Annotated in this window: 12 protein-coding genes; 6 read left to right on the top strand and 6 right to left on the bottom strand. The window is 74.5% G+C overall.

Features of this window, described 5'->3' with window-relative positions:
• Positions 1-54: 54 nt before the first annotated feature.
• From uvrC to ACP7CD_RS04860, 5 genes are read right to left on the bottom strand one after another with little or no spacing between them, the layout of a single operon-like run.
• Complete coding sequence (gene uvrC / locus ACP7CD_RS04880; RefSeq protein WP_109243953.1) at positions 55-2,103, bottom strand: excinuclease ABC subunit UvrC; 2,049 nt, start codon at positions 2,101-2,103, stop codon at positions 55-57.
• 12 nt (positions 2,104-2,115) lie between these two features.
• Positions 2,116-2,811, bottom strand: a complete 696-nt coding sequence (locus ACP7CD_RS04875) for an HAD hydrolase-like protein (RefSeq protein WP_035923978.1) — start codon at positions 2,809-2,811, stop codon at positions 2,116-2,118.
• Positions 2,808-5,813, bottom strand: a complete 3,006-nt coding sequence (gene uvrA / locus ACP7CD_RS04870; RefSeq protein WP_426119630.1) for an excinuclease ABC subunit UvrA — start codon at positions 5,811-5,813, stop codon at positions 2,808-2,810. Before uvrA ends, ACP7CD_RS04875 begins: the two co-directional genes overlap by 4 nt.
• Before the next feature lie 44 nt (positions 5,814-5,857).
• Entirely contained in the window at positions 5,858-7,594 is a 1,737-nt protein-coding gene (locus ACP7CD_RS04865) for an MDR family MFS transporter (protein ID WP_426119228.1), read from the bottom strand.
• Positions 7,591-8,112 carry a MarR family winged helix-turn-helix transcriptional regulator gene (locus tag ACP7CD_RS04860; RefSeq protein WP_426119226.1) on the bottom strand — a complete coding sequence of 174 codons (522 nt, stop codon included), beginning with the start codon at positions 8,110-8,112 and terminating at the stop codon, positions 7,591-7,593. Before ACP7CD_RS04860 ends, ACP7CD_RS04865 begins: the two co-directional genes overlap by 4 nt.
• A 266-nt stretch (positions 8,113-8,378) precedes the next feature.
• On the opposite strand from ACP7CD_RS04860, the gene ACP7CD_RS04855 reads away from it, so the two are divergent.
• The 5 genes from ACP7CD_RS04855 to ACP7CD_RS04835 are packed head-to-tail and all read left to right on the top strand — an operon-like array spanning position 8,379 to position 17,062.
• On the top strand, positions 8,379-9,038 hold the full coding sequence (locus ACP7CD_RS04855) for an MBL fold metallo-hydrolase (protein WP_109268929.1): 660 nt from the start codon (positions 8,379-8,381) through the stop codon (positions 9,036-9,038).
• Positions 9,032-10,015, top strand: a complete 984-nt coding sequence (locus ACP7CD_RS04850; RefSeq protein ID WP_043738780.1) for a bile acid:sodium symporter family protein — start codon at positions 9,032-9,034, stop codon at positions 10,013-10,015. The genes ACP7CD_RS04855 and ACP7CD_RS04850 overlap by 7 nt, the downstream gene beginning before the upstream one ends.
• A gap of 57 nt (positions 10,016-10,072) precedes the next feature.
• The gene (locus ACP7CD_RS04845; protein ID WP_426119223.1) at positions 10,073-12,265 is read left to right on the top strand and encodes a glycosyltransferase; all 2,193 of its coding nucleotides are present in this window, start codon (positions 10,073-10,075) and stop codon (positions 12,263-12,265) included.
• Entirely contained in the window at positions 12,262-13,560 is a 1,299-nt protein-coding gene (locus tag ACP7CD_RS04840; RefSeq protein ID WP_426119221.1) for a glycosyltransferase, read from the top strand. Before ACP7CD_RS04845 ends, ACP7CD_RS04840 begins: the two co-directional genes overlap by 4 nt.
• On the top strand, positions 13,550-17,062 hold the full coding sequence (locus tag ACP7CD_RS04835; protein WP_426119219.1) for a DUF3376 domain-containing protein: 3,513 nt from the start codon (positions 13,550-13,552) through the stop codon (positions 17,060-17,062). Before ACP7CD_RS04840 ends, ACP7CD_RS04835 begins: the two co-directional genes overlap by 11 nt.
• Positions 17,063-17,174: 112 nt before the next feature.
• Here the strand turns inward: ACP7CD_RS04835 and ACP7CD_RS04830 are convergent, their stop codons facing one another.
• Positions 17,175-18,911 carry a formate--tetrahydrofolate ligase gene (locus tag ACP7CD_RS04830; RefSeq protein ID WP_144836072.1) on the bottom strand — a complete coding sequence of 579 codons (1,737 nt, stop codon included), beginning with the start codon at positions 18,909-18,911 and terminating at the stop codon, positions 17,175-17,177.
• Positions 18,912-19,094: 183 nt separating this feature from the next.
• On the opposite strand from ACP7CD_RS04830, the gene ACP7CD_RS04825 reads away from it, so the two are divergent.
• Positions 19,095-21,707 (top strand): DEAD/DEAH box helicase, encoded by a 2,613-nt coding sequence (locus ACP7CD_RS04825; RefSeq protein WP_426119216.1) that lies wholly within the window; start codon positions 19,095-19,097, stop codon positions 21,705-21,707.
• The last annotated feature ends 108 nt before the right edge of the window (positions 21,708-21,815 follow it).

Here is a 21,815-nt window from a genome sequence, read left to right as displayed (position 1 = left end):
CCAGCCTAACGAAGTCGGCGGGGCCCCGCCGTGACCCCGGCGGCGCGCCCGGGCTCAGGACAGCACCTCCCCGGTGGTCATGTTGACCGCCGGGGCGGTGGTGTCGTCGGAGGCCTGCAGCGCGGCGGCCACCTTCTCGGCGAGGGTCCGCCCGAAACCGGGGACCTGCTCCAGCTCCTCGACCCGGGCCGCCCGGAGCTTCTTGACGGAGCCGAAGTGCTTGAGGAGGGCCTTCTGCTTGGCGGGGCCCACCCCGGGCAGTTCGTCGAGCACGGAGACCGTCATGGCGGAGGAGCGCTTCTTGCGGTGGAAGGTGATGGCGAAGCGGTGGGCCTCGTCGCGGATCCGCTGGAGGAGGTAGAGGCCCTGGCTCGCGCGCGGCAGGATCACGGGGAACTCGTCGTCCGGCACCCACACCTCCTCGAGCCGCTTGGCCAGGCCCACCACGTGGACGTCGTCGATCCCGAGCTCGCGCAGCGCCCGGGCGGCGGCGGCGACCTGCGGGGGCCCGCCGTCGACCACCACCAGGCTGGGCGGATACGCGAAGCGCGCCCGCTCAGGGGCCTCGGTTCCGGCGTCCACCTGCCCGGTGCGCGGCCCGGCGGCCTCCCGCTCGGCCTGCTCCTCGAGGTGGCGGCGGAAGCGCCGGGAGATGACGTCGTGCATGGACGCGGTGTCGTCCCGGGCGGCCTCGCCGGTGACCGAGAACTTCCGGTAGTCCGACTTCTTGGGCAGCCCGTCCTCGAAGACGACCATGGAGGCGACGACGTTGGTCCCCTGCACGTGCGAGATGTCGTAGCACTCGATGCGCATCAGCGGCACGGGGATGTCGAGGGCCTCCTGCAGCTCCTGCAGGGACGCGGAGCGGGTGGTGATGTCGCCGGCCCGCCGGGACTTGTGCAGCTTCAGTGCCTGCCGGGCGTTCTCCTGCACCGTCTCCATCAGGTGCGCCTTCTCCCCGCGCTGCGGCACGGCGATCGTCACGCGCGATCCGCGCAGCCCCGAGAGCCACTCCTCGAGCCGGTCGGTGCTGTCGGCGGGCTCGGAGAGCAGCACGGTGCGCGGGATGGCGTCCTCCCGGTAGGCGAGCTCCGCGGAGGGCCGGTGCTTCGATCCGCCCGAGGACGGGGGCGCGGCGGCGTGGGCGCTCTCGGCGGCGTCCGCGGCGGTGTCGCCGTAGACCTGCTCGAGCAGCTGCTCCAGCAGGCGTCCGCCGTCGGCCTCCTCGACCTTCTCGGTGACCCAGCCGCGCTGGCCGCGGATCCGGCCGCCCCGGACGTGGAAGACCTGGACGGCGGCCTCCAGCTCGTCCTCGGCGAGCGCGAAGAAGTCGGCGTCGGTGCTGTCGGAGAGCACCACGGCGTTGCGCTCGAAGGCCTTCTCCAGGGCGGCGATGTCGTCCCGGCGCGCGGCCGCGGTTTCGAAGTCCATGGCCGCGGCGGCCTCCTGCATCTGCCGCTGCAGCTCCTTGATGAACGGGGTCGCGTGCCCGGCCATGAACCGGCACAGGTCCTCCGCGAGGGCGTAGTGGTCCTCCTCGGAGATCCGCCCCACGCACGGGGCGGAGCACTTGTCGATGTAGCCCAGCAGGCACGGGCGCCCGGACTGCTCGGCGCGCCGGTAGACGCCCTTCGAGCAGGTGCGCACGGGGAACACCCGCAGCAGGGCGTCGAGGGTCTCGCGGATCGCCCAGGCCTGGGAGTAGGGGCCGAAGTAGCGGTTGCCCTTCTTCTTCTCCCCCCGGACCACCTGGGCCCGCGGCACGGACTCGGCCATCGTGACGGCGAGGTAGGGGTAGGACTTGTCGTCCCGATAGGCGATGTTGAACCGGGGCTTGAACTCCTTGATCCACGTGTACTCGAGCTGCAGGGACTCCAGCTCGCTGCCCACCACGGTCCACTCGACCCCGGCCGCGGTGGTGACCATGGCGCGGGTCTTGGGGCTCAGGGCGTGCGGGGGCGCGAAGTAGGAGCTCAGCCGGTTGCGCAGGTTCTTGGCCTTGCCCACGTAGACCACGCGCCCGTACTCGTCGCGGAAGCGGTAGACCCCCGGGGCGGTCGGGATGTCCTGGCGGGCGGGGCGGTAGCTCTCCGGATCGGCCACGGTCCGGTCCCCTCAGCTGCCGGTCGGGGCCGGGGCGGTGTACCGGGCCAGGAGCTCCCCGAGCTCGGCGGCGTCCCGGGCCACGGCGGCGAAGCCGGTCCCCAGCTCGTCCTCGTCGGCGAAGCCCCAGGCGACGCCCAGGCAGTCGATCCCGTGGGCGAGCGCGCCCTCGGCATCGTAGCGGCGGTCCCCGATCATCACCGTGCGCGCGGGGTCCGGGGCGGCCACGCCGAGCCGGCGCAGGGCCTCGGCGATGATCGCGGGCTTGTCGTGGGCCAGTCCGTCGCGCGGGGCGGCCGCGGCGTCGTCGGCGGCCCCCGAGACGGTCTCGAACCACCGGGAGAGCCCGAACCGCTCGACGGCGAGCACGGCGGTGGGCTCGGGCTTCTGGGTGGCCACGGCCATCCGCACGCCGGCCCCGTGCAGGCGCTCCAGGAGCTCCTCCACCCCCGGGTAGACCCGGGTCTGCGCGAGCCCCTCTGTGCGGTACCGGGCCCGGTAGGTGGCGACCACCGCCGGGATGTCCTCCTCCGGGACGTCGGTGAAGGTCCGCAGGGAGAAGCCCACGGGCGGGCCCACGAACCGGCGCAGGTCCTCCGGCACGGCGTGTCCGTGCTCGGCCAGGGCCCGGGCGATGCCGCCGGTGATCGCCCCGGCCGGGTCCAGGAGGGTGCCGTCGAGGTCCCAGAGCACCACGGGGGCGGTCATCGGGCGGCCCCCGCCGGAACGGGGCGCTCGGCGAGCACCTCGGCCAGGAACCGGCCGGTGTGGCTGTTCGTGTTCCGGGCCACCTGCTCGGGGGTGCCCTCGGCCACGACCTGCCCGCCGCCGGAGCCGCCGTCCGGGCCGAGGTCCACGATCCAGTCGGCGGACTTGATGACGTCCAGGTTGTGCTCGATGGTCATCACCGTGTTGCCCTTGTCCACGAGCCCCTGCAGCACGAGCAGCAGCTTGCGGATGTCCTCGAAGTGCAGGCCGGTGGTGGGCTCGTCCAGCACGTAGATGGACCGGCCGTTGGAGCGCTTCTGCAGCTCCGCGCCGAGCTTCACGCGCTGGGCCTCACCGCCGGACAGGGTCGTGGCGGGCTGGCCCAGCCGGACGTAGCCGAGGCCGACGTCCACGAGGGTGTTGAGGTGCCGGGCGATCGGGCCGAACGCCTTGAAGAACTCGGCGGCCTCCTCGATGGGCATCTCCAGGACCTCGGCGATGGTCTTGCCCTTGTAGTGCACCTCGAGGGTCTCCCGGTTGTACCGGGCGCCCTTGCACACCTCGCAGGGGACGTAGACGTCCGGCAGGAAGTTCATCTCGATCTTGATCGTGCCGTCGCCGGAGCACGCCTCGCAGCGCCCGCCCTTGACGTTGAAGGAGAACCGGCCGGCCTGGTAGCCGCGCACCTTCGCCTCCGGGGTCTCGGCGAAGAGCTTGCGGATGTGGTCGAACACGCCCGTGTACGTGGCGGGGTTGGAGCGCGGGGTCCGCCCGATCGGGCTCTGGTCCACGTGCACCACCTTGTCGAGCTGGTCCACGCCGTCGATCCGCTTGTGCCGGCCGGGGACCTGCTTGGCCCCGTTGAGCTTGTTGGCCAGCGCCGTGTAGAGGATGTCGTTGACCAGCGTGGACTTCCCGGACCCGGACACCCCGGTCACCGCGGTCAGCACCCCGAGCGGGAAGGAGACGTCGATGCCGCGCAGGTTGTTCTCCCGCGCGCCCACGACCTTGAGCATCCGCTTGCGGTCGATGGTCCGGCGCTGCGCCGGCACGCGGATGGCCCGGCGGCCGGAGAGGTAGTCGGCCGTGATGGACTCCTCGTTGGCGAGGAGCTCCGCGTAGGTCCCGGAGTGCACCACGCGCCCGCCGCGCTCGCCGGCGCCGGGGCCGACGTCCACGATCCAGTCGGCCTCGCGGATGGTGTCCTCGTCGTGCTCGACGACAATCAGGGTGTTGCCCATGTCCCGCAGCTTGGTGAGGGTCCCGATGAGCCGGCGGTTGTCCCGCTGGTGCAGGCCGATCGAGGGCTCGTCCAGGACGTAGAGCACGCCCACGAGCCCGGCCCCGATCTGGGTGGCCAGGCGGATGCGCTGGGCCTCGCCGCCGGACAGCGTCGCGGCGGCGCGCTCCAGGTTAAGGTAGTCCAGGCCCACGTCCACGAGGAACGTCAGGCGCGCCTGGATCTCCTTGAGCACCTGCTCGCCGATCTTCGTCTCGCGGGTGCTGAGCTCCAGGTCCCGGAAGAACGCGTGGGCGTCCCGCATGGGCATGCGGGTGGTCTCGGCGATGTTCTTCCCGCCCACGGTCACGGCGAGCATGGTCGGGTTCAGCCGGGCGCCGTCGCAGGCCGGGCACGCCACCTGGCGCATGTACTGCTCGTAGCGGTCCTTGGCGTTGTCCGACTCCGTCTCCGCGTGCTTGCGCTTGATGTAGCCGATCACGCCCTCGAAGCCCTGGGTGTAGCGGCGCTCCCGGCCGAACCGGTTCCGGTAGGCCACGGTGACCTGGTAGTCCTTGCCCTCGAGGATCGCCTTGCGCGCCTTGGCGGGCAGCTTGCCCCACGGGGTGACCAGGTCGAAGCCGAGCTCCTGGCCCAGCCCGGCGAGCAGCCGGTTCCAGTACTCGCTCGTGGCCTTGCCGAGCGACCACGGGGCGATCGCGCCCTCCACGAGGGAGAGGTCCGGGTTGGGGACCACGAGCTCCTCGTCGACCTCGAGCCGCGAGCCGATGCCGTCGCACTCCGGGCACGCGCCGAACGGGGCGTTGAAGGAGAAGGAGCGGGGCTCGATCTCGTCGGCCTGCAGGGGGTGCTCGTTGGGGCAGGCGAGGTTCTCGGAGAACGGGCGGCGCAGCTCCAGCGGGTGGGCGATCTCCTCGTCCGAGCGGGGCACGAGCTCGACGACGACGCGCCCCTCGGCGAGGCCCAGCGCCGTCTCGACGGAGTCGGTCAGGCGCTGGCGGATGCCCTCCTTGACCACGAGCCGGTCCACGACCACCTCGATCGTGTGCTTGTACTGCTTCTTGAGCTTGGGCGGGTCCGAGAGCTGGACCGTCTCGCCGTCCACGGTGGCGCGGGAGAAGCCCTTCGCGGAGAGCTCCTGGAAGAGGTCCACGAACTCGCCCTTGCGCTCGCGCACCACGGGCGCGAGCACCTGGAAGCGGGTCGTCTCCGGCATCTCGAGGAGCTGGTCCACGATCTGCTGCGGGGTCTGCTTCTTGATCGCCTCGCCGCACTCGGGGCAGTGCGGGTGGCCGACACGCGCCCACAGCAGGCGCATGTAGTCGTAGATCTCGGTGATCGTGCCCACGGTGGAGCGCGGGTTGCGGGAGGTGGACTTCTGGTCGATGGACACCGCCGGGGACAGGCCCTCGATGAAGTCGACGTCCGGCTTGTCCACCCGGCCCAGGAACATCCGGGCGTAGGAGGACAGGGACTCGACGTAGCGGCGCTGGCCCTCGGCGAAGATCGTGTCGAAGGCCAGCGACGACTTCCCGGAGCCGGAGAGCCCCGTGAACACGACCATGGCGTCCCGCGGCACGGTCAGCGAGACGTTGTCGAGGTTGTGCTCGCGCGCGCCCTGCACCACGATCTCGGTGAGGTCGGACCGGCGGGCGCTCCGGGCGCCGGCGGCGATCACCGGCCCGTCGAGGGCTTCGGAGGAATCGGTCGACGGGTTCAGGACCAGGGTGGACGTGGGGATCGGCTCAGACACGCCCTCCACTCTAGTACCGGGCCCGGACATCGGGGCCGGGTCCGTGGGCGGGTTCACACCCGGTCCACGGGGCCGGTGGAGGTGTCCTCGCGGACCCGGTCCCGGGCCGCTCCGCCGGTGGCGCCGTCCGCGCCCGGACCGGTCTCCTCGGCGTGCGCACCGGCCGCGGACTCCTGCAGCCGGCGGCGGACCTCGCGGGCGTCGAGGGTGCGGGTGACGACCTTCAGCCGGCCCGTGGCGGGGTCCACCTCCACGATGTCCACGGTGCGCCGCAGCGGCACCTCCTTGATGAGGAGCACCGCGAGCAGGGTCACGAGGGACGCGACGGCGGCGACCAGGAAGACGAGACCGGTGCCCGTGCCGTAGGCCTCGCGCACCACGCCCTCGACGGAGGCGGGCAGCGACTCCAGATCCATCGTGGAGCTGTCCACCGCGGCGGGGTCCCCGCCGCGGGCCCGGGTGCTCTCGGCGAGCTGCCGGGCCAGGTGGGAGCTCATGAGGGCGCCGAACACGGCGACCGCCACGGCGCCGCCCATGGTGCGGAAGAACGCGACCGAGGAGGACGCCGCGCCCATGTCCTTGAGCCCCACGGTGTTCTGCACCGCCAGGACCAGGTTCTGGTTCAGCGCGCCGATGCCCAGGCCCACGAGGAAGATGAAGACGCTCACGGCCCACAGGGCGGTGTCGTGCGTGAGCGTGGCGGCGAGGAACAGGCCCGTGGACATCAGCACGGCGGCGACCACCAGGATAATCTTCCACCGCCCGTAGCGGGTGATCAGCTGCCCGGCGACCGTGGCGCCCACGAGGGAGCCGAACACCTGCGGGAGCATGAGCATCCCGGCCATGGTGGGGCTGAAGCCCTGGCCCAGCTGGAAGTACTGGCCGAGGTAGGTGGTCGAGGCGAACATGGCCGCGCCGGTGGCGATGGCCGCGAGGATGGCCAGCGCGGTGGTGCGCTCGGTGACCACGCGGATGGGCAGCACCGGCTCGGCGGCGCGCTGCTCCACGAGCACGAACAGCACGGAGCCCACGAGCGCGGTGGCCACGAGGGCCGCGGAGGTCGCCGAGACCCACTCGAACATGCCCGGCTGCCCGGCCAGGGACACCCACAGCAGCAGCGCGGAGGCCGAGACGATCAGCAGCGCGATGCCGAGCCAGTCGATGCTCACCTTCCGGGGCGCCTGCGGCGGGATGTGCAGGGTGCGGTGGACGAGCACGGCCGCCAGGACCGCCAGCGGGGCGGGGATGAGGAACACCCAGCGCCAGCCGAAGAGGTCCACGATGAGCCCGCCGAGCAGCGGGCCGGCGGAGGTGGCCACGGCCATGACGGCGCCCATGTAGCCGGCGTAGCGGCCGCGCTCCCGGGGCGGGATGATCGTGCCCATGATGGTCATGGCCAGGGCCATGATCCCGCCCATGGCCACGCCCTGGACCACGCGGGCCAGGATGAGGAACTCGATGGTCGGGGCCAGCCCGGCCATGGCCGAGCCGAGCACGAAGATCACGATGGACAGCTGCAGCAGCTTCTTCTTGTCGAAGAGGTCGGCGAGCTTGCCCCAGACGGGCGTGGTCGCGGCGTTGGCGAGGAGGGTGCCGGTGACCGTCCAGGACAAGGACGTCTGGTCCCCGCCGAGGTCGGCCATGATCACGGGCAGGGCCGTGCCGATGATCGTGAGCGTGACCATCGCCATGAAGAAGACCGAGAGGATCCCCGTGAGCGCCCGCATGACCTCCTTGTGGGAGGCGCCGGTCCCCCCGCCCGGTGCGGTGGTCGGTTGCTGTGACGTCATGGTGCGGTCTGCTCCTCGTGCTCTCGGTCTGCGTGGTCCCGGTCCGGCTGGTCCCGGCAGGACGTGGTGCGCTCCACGCCGAGGGAGTCCAGGAAGACGGTGGTGATCTCGTTGATGGCCCCGCGGCTGGTGCGGGCCTGCTCCTCGTCCCAGCCCTCGAGCTGCGCGGCGAGACGCTGGGCGTCCTGCTCGAGCACGGCCCGGACGTGCTCCCGGCCCCGATCCGTGATGGCGACCAGCGCGGCGCGCCCGTCGTCGGGGTCGGGGGTGCGCTCCACGTGGCCCTCCTCCTCGAGGACGGCCAGCTGGCGGCTCAGCCCGGAGGGCCCGAGACCTGTCTCGGCGGCCATCACGGTGGCCCGGCGGGGCCCGTTGCCGTCGAGGTAGTAGAGCAGGGCGATCGCCGTGGGGTTGAGCCGGCGCGGGCCGGCGTCGGTCTTGGTCACGCGCTTCATGACGCGCTGCAGCTCGAGCAGGTCGCGCACCAGCTCCACGGCGGTGTCGTGGGAGACGGGCAACGGAGGCTCCTCCGGGATCGGGGATGTTCGGGGCGACAACGACGAAGGGGCACCCGGTCCGCACTCCCCGCTCCTCGCGGGGTCCCGCGTCGACGACGACGCGGGCGTGGTGCCACCGGATGCCTTGATGTTTTGTTGCCTCACGCAACTTTATCCGGACAGTGTGGGGAAGCCAACCCCGGCGCCCGTGCCGTCGGACACACCGCCCGGCGCCCCGGCGCTCCCGCGATTGGCCAGTGCCAGGAGTCGGGAGTACCTTCGTCCTCATGATCGCAACGAAGACGGAGGTCACCGACCTCTCCGAGGTCACGATTCGCCGGATCTCCGTGAGCGAGATGGACAACAACGTCTATCTCCTCACCTCCAAGGACGAGGGCACGCAGGTCCTCATCGACGCGGCCGACGACGCCCGGGCCATCGCCGGTCTCGTGGGCGCCGGCAACGGCGACTGCTCGCAGGCCTACGGCAATCTCCAGCTCATCATCACCACCCACTCGCACTGGGACCACGTCCGCGCCCTGGAGGAGGTCCGCTCCCGCTCCGAGGCCATGACGGCGTGCGGCGCCGACGACGAGTCCGACATCGCCGTGCCCATGGACCTGACCTTCGAGGACGGCGACACGGCGGAGTTCGACGGCTTCGACCTGGAGGTCATCGGCCTGCGCGGGCACACCCCCGGCTCGATCGCCCTGGTCTACCGCGACCCGCAGGGCCCGGCGCACATCTTCTCCGGCGACTCCCTCTTCCCCGGCGGTGTGGGCAGGACGAACAGCCCCGAGGACTTCCGGCAGCTGATGGACGACGTCACCGAGCGCGTCTTCGAGCGCTTCGACGACGACACCGTGGTCCACCCCGGCCACGGGAAGCCGACCACGCTGGGGGCGGAGCGCCCGCACCTCGAGGAGTGGCGGGCCCGCGGGTGGTAGGTCCCGGGCCCGCGGCGGCCGTCACCGCCGCGCCCGACCGCGGCGCCTACACCGCCGTCCTGCTGTTCCCCGTGCTCGTCCTCGCGGGCGGGCTCGTGGGCTTCCTCGCCCCCGGCGCCGTGAGCGGGCTGTCCGGGTGGATCAACCCGTTGCTGGGCGTGGTCATGTTCGGCATGGGCCTGACCCTGCGGCCCGTGGACTTCGCGCTCGTGGCGAAGCGGCCGTTGCCGGTGCTGCTCGGCGTCGCGGCCCAGTACGTGATCATGCCGCTCGTGGCCCTGCTCGTGGTGTTCCTGCTGCGGCTGCCGCCGGAGCTCGCCGCGGGCGTGATCCTGGTGGGCTGCGCGCCCGGCGGGACGGCCTCCAACGTGGTCGCCTACCTCGCCCGCGGCGACGTGGCCCTGTCCGTCGCCATGACCTCGATCTCCACGCTGCTCGCACCGCTGCTGACCCCGCTGCTCACCCTGTGGCTGGCCGGGCAGTACCTGCCGGTGGACGGCGGGGCGATGGCCTGGTCGATCACCAAGATCGTCCTCCTGCCCGTCGTCGCGGGCCTCGCCGTGCGACTGCTCGCGCCCCGCCTGGTCGAGCGCGCCCTGCCCGCCCTGCCGTGGGTGTCGGTGGCGGCCATCGCCGTGATCGTGGCCATCGTCGTCTCGGGCAGCGCCGACCGGATCGTGGAGGCGGGCCTGCTCGTGCTCGCGGCCGTGGCCCTGCACAACGTCCTGGGCCTGGTGCTCGGCCACCTCGTGGGGGCAGTGACGCGGCAGCCGATCGCCGTGCGCCGCACCACCGCCGTGGAGGTGGGCATGCAGAACTCCGGGCTGGCCGCCGGGCTCGCCGCCCAGTACATGAACCCCCTCGCCGCCCTGCCCGCCGCGGTGTTCTCGGTCTGGCACAACCTCTCGGGCGCCCTGTTCGCCCTGCTCTGCCGCCGTGCCGACGCGCGGGCGGCGCGCCGGCTCCCAGGAGCCTGAGAATCCCCCCCCCCGACCCGCTGTGCGCGGGACCGGGCCTCGGCTACGGTGAGGCCCATGACCTTCGCCGCGCCCCGCGCCCCGTCAACGAGCGCAGAGCGCACCGGCGCGGCGACGCACGAGGCCCTCGAGGCCGTCCGCCGCGCCCCCTCGATCCTCGAAGGCATCCGCCGCGCCGACGACCTGCTGCAGGCGGCCCGGGAGGATCCAGCCGGGGCGCTGCCCGTGCTCGCGGAGGAGATCCGCCGCCGCGACGACCACGTCGCGGCGATCGCCGCCGTCCATGCCCTCGCCTCCGTGCCCGGGTCCCGGGCGGACACGCTCCTCACCGCGCTCCTCGACGACGAGCCGTGGCTGCGGGAGCACACCGCATGGGTGCTCGCCGACCGGGCCCCCCTCCCCCGCGCCGTCGCCCCGCTCGCCGACCTCGTGACCGGCGGCGGCTTCCCCGGCATGCTGGCCCAGCGCACCCTCCAGGCCTGGGCCCCGGCGGCACCGGACGCGGTCGGGTCCGCCCTCGAGCACGCGCTCGCGGGAACCGTCAATTCCGGTCCCCGCACACGGCTCGCCGAGACCCTGGGGCTCGTCCCCGGGGCCGGGCCCGCCGCGCGCCTCCGCGCCCTGGCCGGCAGTCCCGGCGAGGACCAGGACGTCCGCGGGGCCGCCCTCGAGGCCCTGGTGGAGCGCCGGCAGACCGGCGCCGAGTCCGTGGCTGACCTGACGGACCTCGCCGGGACGTGCGCCGACGGGGCCGGGCCACTGGCCGCCGTGGCCCGGCTCGCCCTCGCCGACCTCCACGACGCTGCGGAGCCCGACCCGGCGACCGGCCGGGACGGGCTCACAGTCCTGCAGCCGTTCCTGCACGCGGAGATCGACCGGGACCTCACCTTCTCCGGGCGGGGGGACAACGGCGGGATCGCCACGCTGCTCGCCCAGCTGGGCGACGCCCTCAGCGCCCCGGAGGGTCCCGGGGGCGTCGCCCGGGTGCTCACGGTGTCCCGCGGCACCCACGACGAGGCCCGGGCGGCGACGGCCCGTCCGACGGGGGCGGGGCACGTCTTCGGCGTCGTCCCCTTCACCGGACCCCCGGTGCACATGGCGGACGCCTGGCCGCGGCGGGTGGCCGCGGAACGGGGGCTGCGGCGCGTACTGCGCCGGGTCGGCCCCGTGGACGTGCTGCACCTGCGCATGGCCGACGTCGGCTCGATGGCGGCCGCGGCGGTGGCCGCGGAGCTCGGCATCCCGTGGGTGCTCACGATGGCCCCCGATCCGCACGCGCTCGTCGCCGCCCGCGAGCGCGCCGGCACCCTGACCCGGGCCGGCTTCGGCGCGGCCGACGGCGTGGAGCACCTGTGGTTCCGCGTACGCCTGCTCGCCCACCTCGCGGCGCGGGCGGAGCACCTGGTGCTCTTCCCCCGCCCGGACCTGGCCCGGGACGCCCGCGAGCTGCTCGACGTGGACCTGGACGAGCCCGGGCGGTGCACGGTGGTGCCGGAGGGCATCGACCTGGGTCCCGTGGACCGTGCCGCCCAGCAGGTGCGCACCGGTGCCGGAGCGCACCTCGCGGAGCTCGACACCGTGCTCGCGACCCTGCCCGCCGCCCGGCGCGGGCTGCCGCTCGTGGTCACGGTGGGCCGCCTGCACCGTGTGAAGGGCACGGCCACGCTCGTCGAGGCCTGGGCCCGGGACGCCGGGCTGCGGGGCCGCTGCAACCTCCTCGTCGTGGGCGGGGACCTCGTCTCCCCCTCCGCCGACGAGCGGGAGCAGCTCACCCGGATCGACGCCGCCCTCCCCCGGGCCGAGGCCGCTACCGCCGGCCTGCTTCTGGCCGGCCACCGTCCCCACGCCACCGTGGCCGCCTGGCTCGCCGCGGTGCGCCGGGGCCGGCCAGGCCTGTCCTCCCCCGCCGGCGTCTACGTCTGCGCGAGCCTCAAGGAGGAGTTCGGCGTGGCGCTGGTCGAGGCCCTCGCCACCGGGCTGCCGGTCGTGGCGCCCGACGCCGGCGGGCCGGCCACCTTCGTTGCCGACGGCGTCACCGGCGTCCTCGTCGACACCGGCGACCCCGCCGCGCTGGCCCGGGCCGTGGCCCGGGCCCTCGACCTGGCGGCGCGCCCCGACGCGGAGCGCACCGCCGACGCGGCCCGCGCCATGGTCCGCGACCGCTTCAGCATCGAGGGGATGGCGACCGCCCTCACCTCCGTCTACGACGACGCCGTGGCGCACACGGCCGACAGGAGCCCCACCCCGTGACCCTGCTCGTGATCAGCCCGGACTACGCCTCCCACCTGTTCCCCCTCGCGACCCTGGCCACCGCGTGGCGGGACGCCGGGGAGCGGGTGGTCGTGGCCACCGGTCCGGCGACCGCCGCCATCGCCCGGGGCTTCGGCTTCGAGGTCGAGATCCTGCCGCTGGGCCGCGGCTCCAACCCCGGGGTCATCCGGGCCGAGGAGCAGCCCCCCGGGGAGGACGACGCCCTGCGCGGGTTCTTCGCCGCCACCCGCCGCGGCCCCGCGGAGACCCTGGCCTTCCAGGCCAGGGCCCGGCGCGAGGACCTGCTCTGGGACCCGCTCGGCACCGCCCGGCGGGTGCAGGACGTGGTGGACCGCGTCCGGCCGGACCAGGTGGTCGTGGACCACCTCGCCTTCGCGGCGCGCCTGGCCCTGACCGGCTCCGGGATCCGGCACGCCGACGTGGTCCTGGGCCACCCCTCGGCCCTGACGGTGGCCGACGAGGTCTACGGGCACCCGCCCGCCTGGCCCGGCCGGCTGCGCCCGTCCCCGGCCGAGCTGGAGGCGCTGCACCGGCTGTGCTCCTCGGTGCGGGACCAGTTCACGGAGCAGTGGAACGAGGCCCTGCAGCAGATCGCCCCCGGGACCCCGGCGAGCGGCGACGCCTTCGCGGAGACCGGCGACGACCTCCTGCTCAACTATCCGGGCGAGCTCCACGACGAGCACCGGACCCGGGCGCTGCCCGAGCACACGTTCCTGGGCTCGGCCGTCCGGGAGGAGGCCGAGGACCCGGAGGTGGCCGCGTGGCTGGCCGGCTCGGACCGCCCGATCGTCTACATCAGCCTCGGCAGCTTCCTGTCCGTGCGCGGGGACGTGCTCGCCCGCGTCGCGGAGGCCCTCCGCGGCCTGGACGTGCGGGTCGCCCTCGCGGCCGGGGCGACCCGGCCCGCCGAACTGGGCCCGGTCCCGGAGTCCTGGCTCGTGCGCGGCACCCTGCCGCAGGTCACCCTGCTGCGCCGCGCGAGCGTCGCGGTCTCCCACGGAGGGAACAACAGCGTGACCGAGGCGCTCACCGCCGGGGTGCCCCTGCTGCTGCTGCCGATGTCCACGGACCAGTTCGCCGGCGCGGCGGCCCTCGAGGCGGCGGGGCTCGGGACGGTGCTCGACCCCAACGCCCTGTCGACCGCCGAGGTGCGGGACGCCGTGGCCGGGCTGCTCGACGACGGCCACGAGCGGCGGGGGGCGCTCGAGGACCTCCGGCACGACCTGACCCGCCGGCCCGGGCCGGCGCGGGCGTTCGCGGCCCTTGTCGAGTGAGCCCTCGGGCCTGCCGCTGATCGTCCTGCCGCCGTCCCGGGGGCTGGCCGGGGCGACGGCCGGGCAGGCGCCGGCGTTCGGCCGCACCCTCCGCCTCGCCCTCGCCATGCGCGGCGGCGTGAGCCTCGCCGTGTGGATCGGCGGCGCGGTGGCCGAGCTGGACCTGCTGCGCCGGATCCGGATCCACCGGGACCGCCGCGGGGCGCTGCACGCCTACCTCCTGCACCCCGCCGAGACCCCGGACCCGGTGCTCGAGGAGCGGGCGGCGGTGTACGCGCGGCTGCTCGCGGACGCCGGCTACGACAGGGTGGACATCGACCTCCTCGCCGGGGCCAGCGCCGGCGGGCTCAACGGCGTGGTGCACGCCGTGGCCCAGCGCGCGGGCTCCGACCTGGACGCCCTCGGCCGGATCTGGGCGGAGCACGGCGCCCTCGGCCGGCTGCTGCGCCCGCTCGGACGGCACCCCGTGGACTCCCTGCTGCGCGGCGACGACTACCTGTGGCCACGGCTGCTGGAGGCGCTCCTGGCGCTCCGGGGCAGCCCGGAGCACCACCCGGACCTGGTGGCCGAGCACGTCACGGTCGAGCTCTCCGCGACGGTCCTGGACAGCGACCCCTCGCCCTACAGCGCGTCGGCGGAGGGGCGCAGCGACTTCCACTTTTCCTCCCCGGAGCCGGGCTCCCCCGGTCCGTCCCTGGACAACGACATCCCGGGGCGGGACACGGCCCCCGCGCAGGCCGCGGCCGCGCTGTCCCGGCTGGCCTACGCCGCCCGAGCGACGTCCTCCTTCCCCGGCGCCTTCGAGCCGGCCTCGGTGTGGTCCGCCCCGACCCCGGGGCCGCGGGGCGCCCCGGGCCCGGCGGCCGGGCGCCCGGATCTGAGCCACGCGTTCGGCGCCCACCGCGACCCCGCGGAACTGCCCTACCACGTGGTCGACGGCGGGGTGTTCGACAACATCCCCATCGACCGGGCCCTCGAGGCCGCGCGCACCAGGACGTCCCTGCGGCACGCCGACCGGGCCCTGCTGTACCTCGACCCGGACCCGCCCCACCGCGAGCGTGCCGTGCCCTTCGTGCGCGACCTGCCGCGGCTCGTGGGCACGCTCGCCGCCACGGTCTCCCGGCTGCCGCGGCGGGAGTCGGACGACGACGAGGTCCTGGCCCTGTCCGACTACCTGGACGCCCAGCTCGTGGCCGGCGGCCGCCTGCACCCGCTCGCGGCGCTGATCGGGGGCTGGGACGAGGCCTCCCTCGAGGAGCGGCGCCGGGCCTACCTGCGCTACCGGGCCCGAACCGACGCCGACCTGCTGTCCCGCCTCCTGACCCGCCCGGCGCAGTGGCAGCTCACCTCGACCCTGGCCCGGCGCGACGCCCTGCGGGCCCGGCCGCCCCGTGCGCTCGACCCGCTGCGGGCGGAGCTGCTCCGGCGCTACGACGCCCTCTCCCGGGGCCCGCTGGAGGACCCCGCCGCCGCCGCGGTGCTGCGCGGGGCACAGGCCCTGTTCGACGCCGCCGCCTGCGTGCTGTCCTGGGTGCGCGTGCTGGAGGAGCTGGGCCTCGACGGGCCGGCCGGACCGCCCGGGGGATTCGACCGGTCCCTCGCCCGCGAGCGCGCCTACCGGGTGCTGGCGCGCGCCCGCCACGAGCGCGACCGGCGCTTCCACGCCGTGCTGGCCGCCGTCGCGGACCCGGCGGCCGATCTCACCGGGGCCGTGGACCCCTGGCTCGGCGCGGCAGGCGCGGGGCACCGGCCGGCGGACGCCTCCTGGGCCGAGCTCGACGCGGTCGTGGACGGGCTCCGAGGCCTGCGCGCCGCGGTGGACGAGCACCTGGACGCCGACGTCCCCGGCCGGGCGGCCGGCCGCGCGGTCTGGGAGGCGTCCCCCTGGTCCAGGCTCCCCGCCGGGGACAGGGCGCCGGCCGCGGCGGACCTGCCCCCGCTCCTGGCCGCCGCCGGGATCCCCGCCGCGGTGTCCCCCGTGGCCTACGGGGAGATCCGCGGCGACCAGGCCCCCGCGGCGTCGGACGCGTTCCCCGCGCTCCGGGCGGCGCTCGCCCGGAGCCGCCTCCAGCAGGCCCTCGACGCACCGGGGGCCGATCGCCGGGAGCTCGCCCGCCTGCTCACGGACGCCGAGGAGCGGATGCCGGCGGGTGCCAAGCTGGCCGGTGCGGGACTGCTGAACTTCCGGGGGTTCCTGGCCGCGGACTGGCGGGCCCACGACTGGTGGTGGGGACGCCTCGACGCGGCGGCCGGGGTCGCCGGGTTCCTGCGCGGGCTGCCGGTGGCCGCTCCGGCGTCTCCCTCGACGACCCCGACGCTCCCGACGACCCCGCCGGGCGCGCCCGGCGGTTCCCCGGCCGGGAGCAGTACTGCGGTCGACCCGGTCGTGGCCGGCCTGCAGGACGCCCTGCTGCGCGACGCCGGGCACGGCTGCCCCGCCCGCGGCCGGGCTGCGGTCGGCGCGAGCGCCGACGGGCTGGACCGGCTGGCCCCGGGGCACCGCCTCTCGCTGGCCTCGCGCGGGGTGCGCGTGCTGGGGCGGGCCCTGGCGGGCACCCCGGACCTGCCCCGCCCCGTCTGGGAGGTCGTGCTGCTCGTGCTCCAGCCCCTGCTCGTGCTCGTGCCCGCGGTGGTGACCCCGGTGCGCGCCGCCCTGGTCGCCGTGGCGCTGACGGCCGGGCTGTGGCCGGCCGCGGGCCCGGCCGCCGCGGAGGCACGGGCGTGGTCCTGGCCCGGTGCCGCCCTGCTCGCGGCGGTCGCCGCGGCGCTCGTGCTGTCCCTCCTGCGGACCGGTCGGCGCGCGCTGCGACGGTGGGCGGCCGTCCGGGACGCCGCCGGAAAGCGGCCGCCTTCTCGCACCCGGTCCGCCCCCGGAGGGTCCGCGGGATCGGCCGTCCCGGCGGTCACGGCCGCGGAGGTCGCCGCCGCCCGCAGCGGCGCGCTGCGGCGGTCCGCCCTCGCGGGTGCGGCCGCGCTGTCCCTGCTGCTCCCGCTCGGGGCGGCCGTGCCGTCCGGGCGCGCGGCCGCGGTCCTGCTGCTGGTGCTCGGCGTGCTCGCCCTGGAGCGCCTGAGCGCGGTGCTCGCGGTGCGCGTGCCGAGCCGCGAGGGCCTGGACGAGGTCGGCCGAGCGGTCCTCGTGGTGCCGGCCGCGGTGGCGGTCTGGGCCGTGGCGGCCCTGGCCGGGCTCCCGGGGCTCGTGCCGGACGGCGCCGGAGCGCGGGCCGCCGCGCTGGCCCTGGCGCTGCTTGCGGTCGGCGTCCTGCTGCTGGCCGGGTGGGTGCGGCCCGCCTGGACGCTCGCCGTCGTGCCGGCCGCGGCGGCCGTCGGCGGCGCCGCGTTCTGGGTGCTGTGGTCCTGGGCCGGCGGTCCCGGGGCGCTGTGGACCGACCTGGCGGCCGTGGCCGGGGCCGCCTACGCCTGGGCGGCCGTCCTGTGGTGGGCGCCCGCCGAGGGCATGCTGCGGCGGCACGGCCCCGGTGAGGAGCTGCTGCCCCGCCGGTGAGCCGTCCACTCCGGGTCGGGAACGGGGCGGGTCCCGGACAGGGCAGGTCCGCGACGAGGCGGGTCCCGGACAGGGCAGGTCCGCGACGAGGCGGGTCCCGGAGGGGCGGACCTCAGAAGAGGCCGGTGACGCGCCCGTCGTCGTCGATCCCGATCCGCTCGGCCGCCGGGGAGGTGCCCAGTCCCGGCATGGTGCGCATCGTCCCGCAGATCGCGTAGAGGTACCCGGCGCCCACGGCGGCGCGCAGCTCCCGGACGGGCAGGGACCACCCGGTGGGCGCTCCCTTGCGAGCCGGGTCCGCGGTGGTGGACAGGTGGGTCTTGGCGATGACGACCGGCAGCCCCCCGTAGCCGAGCTCCTCGTAGCGGGCCAGCTGGTGCTCAGCGGCCGGGGTGATCTCGAGGCCATCCGCGCCGTAGACGCGGGTGGCGACCGCGGTGAGCTTGTCCTCGAGGGACTCGGTGAGCCCGTAGGTCGGGGTGTACCCGGCCGGGTGCTCGCACGCGGCGGCCACGGCGTCGGCGAGCTCGGCCGCCCCGGCGCCGCCCTCGGACACCGCCGTGCACACGGCTACCTCCGCCCCGGTCGCCCGGGCGATCCGGCGGATCGCCTCGTGCTCCGAGGGGTGGTCCCCGGGGAACGCGTTGATCGCCACGACCGGGGAGATCCCGAAGGACCGGGCGATCGCCAGGTGGTGGAGCAGGTTCGCCGCCCCCGCCTCCACGTCCTCGGGGTTCTCCTGGAGCATCTCCGCCGGCAGCGCCCTGCCCGGGCGCACGGTGTAGCGGCCGGAGTGGGTCTTCAGCGCCCGCACCGTGGTCACGAGCACCGCCGCGTCCGGGGTCAGCCCGGAGGCCCTGGCCTTGACGTTGACCAGCCGCTCGAGGCCCATGTCCGCGCCGAACCCGGCCTCGGTGATGACGTAGTCGGCGTGGGCCATGGCCACGTAGTCGGCGACCACGGAGGAGTTGCCGGTCGCGATGTTGCCGAACGGTCCGGCGTGGACCAGCGCCGGGGTCGCCTCGAGGGTCTGCAGCAGGTTCGGCTGGAAGGCGTCCTGCAGCAGCACCGCCATGGACCCGGCGGCCTTGAGGTCCTCGGCGGAGACCGGCTCGCCGTCGTACGTGGCGCCCACCACGATCCGGCCCAGGCGCCGGCGCAGGTCGGCGAAGGACGTGGCGAGCGAGAGGATCACCATCACCTCGGACGCGGCCGTGATGTCGAAGCCCGTCTGGCGGGGCACGCCGTCCTGGTGGTCGCCGAGGCCCACCACCACGGTGCGCAGCGCCCGGTCGTTGACGTCGAGGACCCGCCGCCACGTGATCGAGCGGGCGTCCAGGCCCAGGGCGTTGCCGTGGTGCAGGTGGTTGTCGATCATCGCCGCCAGCAGGTTGTGGGCGGCCGTCACGGCGTGGAAGTCCCCGGTCAGGTGCAGGTTCAGCTTGTCCATCGGCAGCAGCTGGGCGTACCCCGCCCCCGCCGCCCCGCCCTTGATCCCGAACGTCGGCCCCATGGACGGCTGGCGCAGGGTCAGGGCGGCGGAGCGGCCGGTGGCGGCCATGCCCTGGGCCAGGCCCACCGCCGTGGCCGTCTTCCCCTCGCCGAGCGGCGTTGGGGTCAGCGACGTGACCACCACGTACCGCACGCCGCGGGCGTGCTTGCGCGCGGCGGCCTCCTCGGGGGTGGACACCTCGTCCGGGCGCGGGTCGACCTTCGCCACGAAGCGCCCGTAGGGCTCCAGGCGGTCGGCGGCGATCCCGGCGGCCGCCGCGATCTCGCTCACGGGGCGGGGCCGGGCAGCCTGGGCGATCTCCAGGTCCGAGGGCATCGGGTCGGTGACGTGCGTCATGGGGCCAGTCTGCTGGACCCGGGGCGTCCCGGCCAGTGCCCCGCCGTCCTCGCGCGGGCCCCGGCGGCGCGGAACCGGCACGGGCCGGGGCGTCCCGGCCAGTGCCCCGCCGTCCTCGCGCGGGCCCCGGCGGCGCGGAACCGGCACGGGCCGGGGCGCGCCGTCCCGATACAGTGGAGGACGATGAAACTCCTCGAAGCCCTCTCCCCCGAGCTCGGCACCCCGGGCCACCCGTACTACCGCGGCGACTTCGCCACCAACGCCCTGTCCGGGGACGAGGTCTACGAGGGGTTCCTCGGCTGGATCGCCTCCCGGGACATGGAGCTCTACCCCGCCCAGGACGAGGCCGTGCTCGAGTTCGCGAGCGGATCCAACGTGATCCTCGCGACCCCGACCGGGTCCGGGAAGTCCACGGTGGCCGTCGCGGCGCACTTCGCGGGTCTCGCCGCCGGGCAGCGCTCGTACTACACCGCCCCGATCAAGGCGCTCGTGTCCGAGAAGTTCTTCTCGCTCGTGGAGATCTTCGGCGCGGAGAACGTCGGCATGGTCACCGGGGACTCTGCGGTCAACGCCGCGGCCCCCATCATCTGCTGCACCGCGGAGATCCTCGCCAACGTCGCCCTGCGCGAGGGCACGGACGCGGACGTGGGGCCCGTGGTGATGGACGAGTTCCACTTCTACTCCGACCCGCAGCGCGGCTGGGCGTGGCAGGTGCCGCTGCTGGAGCTGCCCCAGGCACAGTTCCTGGTCATGAGCGCCACGCTCGGGGACGTCTCCCGCTTCGAGGAGGGGATCACGGAGCTCACGGGCCGCCCGACCACGACGGTGTCCTCCGCGGAGCGGCCCATCCCGCTGCACCACTACTGGTCCGAGGACCCCATCCACGAGGCCCTCGAGGAGCTGCTGAGCACCAACCAGGCCCCGGTCTACGTGGTGCACTTCTCCCAGCTGCAGGCCATGGACCAGGCCCAGAACCTGATGTCCGTCAACGTGCTGACGAAGGAGGAGAAGGAGCGCATCGGCGAGCTCATCGCCGGGTTCCGCTTCTCGGCCGGTTTCGGCAAGACCCTCAACCGCCTGGTCCGCCATGGCATCGGGGTCCACCACGCCGGGATGCTGCCCAAGTACCGCCGGCTCGTGGAGCAGCTCGCCCAGACGGGGCTGCTCAAGGTCATCTGCGGCACCGACACCCTGGGGGTGGGCATCAACGTGCCCATCCGTACCGTGGTCATCACGGCGCTGTCCAAGTTCGACGGCGAGCGCACCCGCCGGCTCAACGCCCGCGAGTTCCACCAGATCGCCGGCCGGGCCGGGCGTGCCGGCTACGACACCGCGGGCACCGTGGTGGTCCAGGCGCCCGAGCACGTCATCGAGAACAACAAGGCCATGAAGAAGGCCCACGCCAAGTTCGGCGACGACCAGAAGAAGCTGCGGCAGGTGGTGCGGAAGAAGCCGCCGCAGGGCTTCGTGTCCTGGGGGAAGCCGACGTTCGAGACCCTGGTCGCCTCCGACCCGGAACCGCTGACCTCGTCCTTCACGGTGACCCACTCGATGCTGCTCAACCTCCTGCAGCGTCCCGGGGACCCGGTGCTCGCGGCGTGGCACCTGCTGACCCACAACCACGAGACGCGGCCGCGGCAGCGCGCCCTGCTGAAGCAGGCCATCGGCATCCTCAAGGAGCTGCGCGCCGCCGGCGTCGTCGAGAAGCTCCCGAAGCCCGACGAGGAGGGCCGCACCTGGCGGCTGACCGTGGAGCTGCAGGAGAACTTCGCCCTCAACCAGCCGCTGTCCCCCTTCGCCCTCGCCGCCCTCACCCTGCTGGACCGGGAGGACCCGGGCTACGCCCTGGACGTCGTCTCCGTGATCGAGGCGACCCTGGAGAAGCCCCGCCAGGTCCTGAACATGCAGGAGAAGAAGGCCCGCGGGGAGGCCGTGGCGTCGATGAAGGCCGAGGGCCTCGACTACGACGAGCGGATGAAGGAGCTCGAGGACGTCAGCTACGCCAAGCCGCTCGAGGAGCTGCTGACCCAGGCGTTCGAGACGTACCGCACCGGCGCCCCGTGGGTGGCGCAGTTCGAGCTGACGCCCAAGTCCGTGGTGCGGGACATGTACGAGCGCGCCATGACGTTCGGCGACTACGTGCAGTTCTACGGCCTGGCCCGCTCCGAGGGCATCCTGCTGCGCTACCTCTCCGACGCCTACAAGGCGCTGCGCCAGACCGTGCCCCTGGACCTGCTCCGGGAGGACCTCGAGGACCTCGTGGAGTGGCTGGGCGAGCTCATCCGGCAGACCGACAACTCGCTGCTCGACGAGTGGGAGAAGCTGGCCGCCGGGGAGGAGTCCCCCATGGGCACCTCCGCGGACTCCCTCGAGGAGCTCATCGACGAGCAGCCCCCCGTGATCACGTCCAACCCGCGGGCGTTCCGGGTCATGGTGCGCAACGCGCTGTTCCAGCGCGTCGAGCTGTTCGCGGACGAGAAGGACAAGGTCCTGGGCGCCCTCGACGGCGAGCACGGCTGGGACCGGGACCGGTGGGCGGACGCCATGGACGCGTACTTCGGCGAGCACGAGGACATCTACACGGACCCCCAGTCGAGGGGGCCGGGGCTGATCCGGATCGACGAGCAGCCCGAGGGCCTGCCGGGGTTCTGGACCGTGGTGCAGGTCTTCGACGACCCGGACGGCCACCACGACTGGGGCATCAACGCCCGCATCGACCTGCGGGCCTCGGACGAGGACGGCTTCCCCGCGGTGGTCGTGGACAACGTGGGGCCCATCACCGAGACGGGCCGCTGAGCCGGGGCCGCCCGGCGGTCCCTCCCACGACGACGGAGCCCCCGGTGCGCACCTGCTCGGTGCGCGCCGGGGGCTCCTGCTCCCGGTGCGCGGGGCACCGGGATGGGG

Origin of the sequence: Kocuria sp. LHG3120 (assembly GCF_049897445.1) — a bacterium.
GTDB lineage: Bacteria > Actinomycetota > Actinomycetes > Actinomycetales > Micrococcaceae > Kocuria > Kocuria rosea.
Note: the sequence above shows the minus strand (reverse complement) of the source record. Positions and strands in the feature narration are given on the sequence as shown.

Excerpts from the sequence above, each read along its gene's own strand:
- ACP7CD_RS04845 (WP_426119223.1), top strand. The coding sequence starts at position 10,073 with ATGACCTTCGCCGCGCCCCGCGCCCCGTCAACGAGCGCAGAGCGCACC.
- ACP7CD_RS04825 (WP_426119216.1), top strand. The coding sequence starts at position 19,095 with ATGAAACTCCTCGAAGCCCTCTCCCCCGAGCTCGGCACCCCGGGCCAC.
- ACP7CD_RS04855 (WP_109268929.1), top strand. The coding sequence starts at position 8,379 with ATGATCGCAACGAAGACGGAGGTCACCGACCTCTCCGAGGTCACGATT.
- ACP7CD_RS04830 (WP_144836072.1), bottom strand. The coding sequence starts at position 18,911 with ATGACGCACGTCACCGACCCGATGCCCTCGGACCTGGAGATCGCCCAG.
- ACP7CD_RS04875 (WP_035923978.1), bottom strand. The coding sequence starts at position 2,811 with ATGACCGCCCCCGTGGTGCTCTGGGACCTCGACGGCACCCTCCTGGAC.
- ACP7CD_RS04865 (WP_426119228.1), bottom strand. The coding sequence starts at position 7,594 with ATGACGTCACAGCAACCGACCACCGCACCGGGCGGGGGGACCGGCGCC.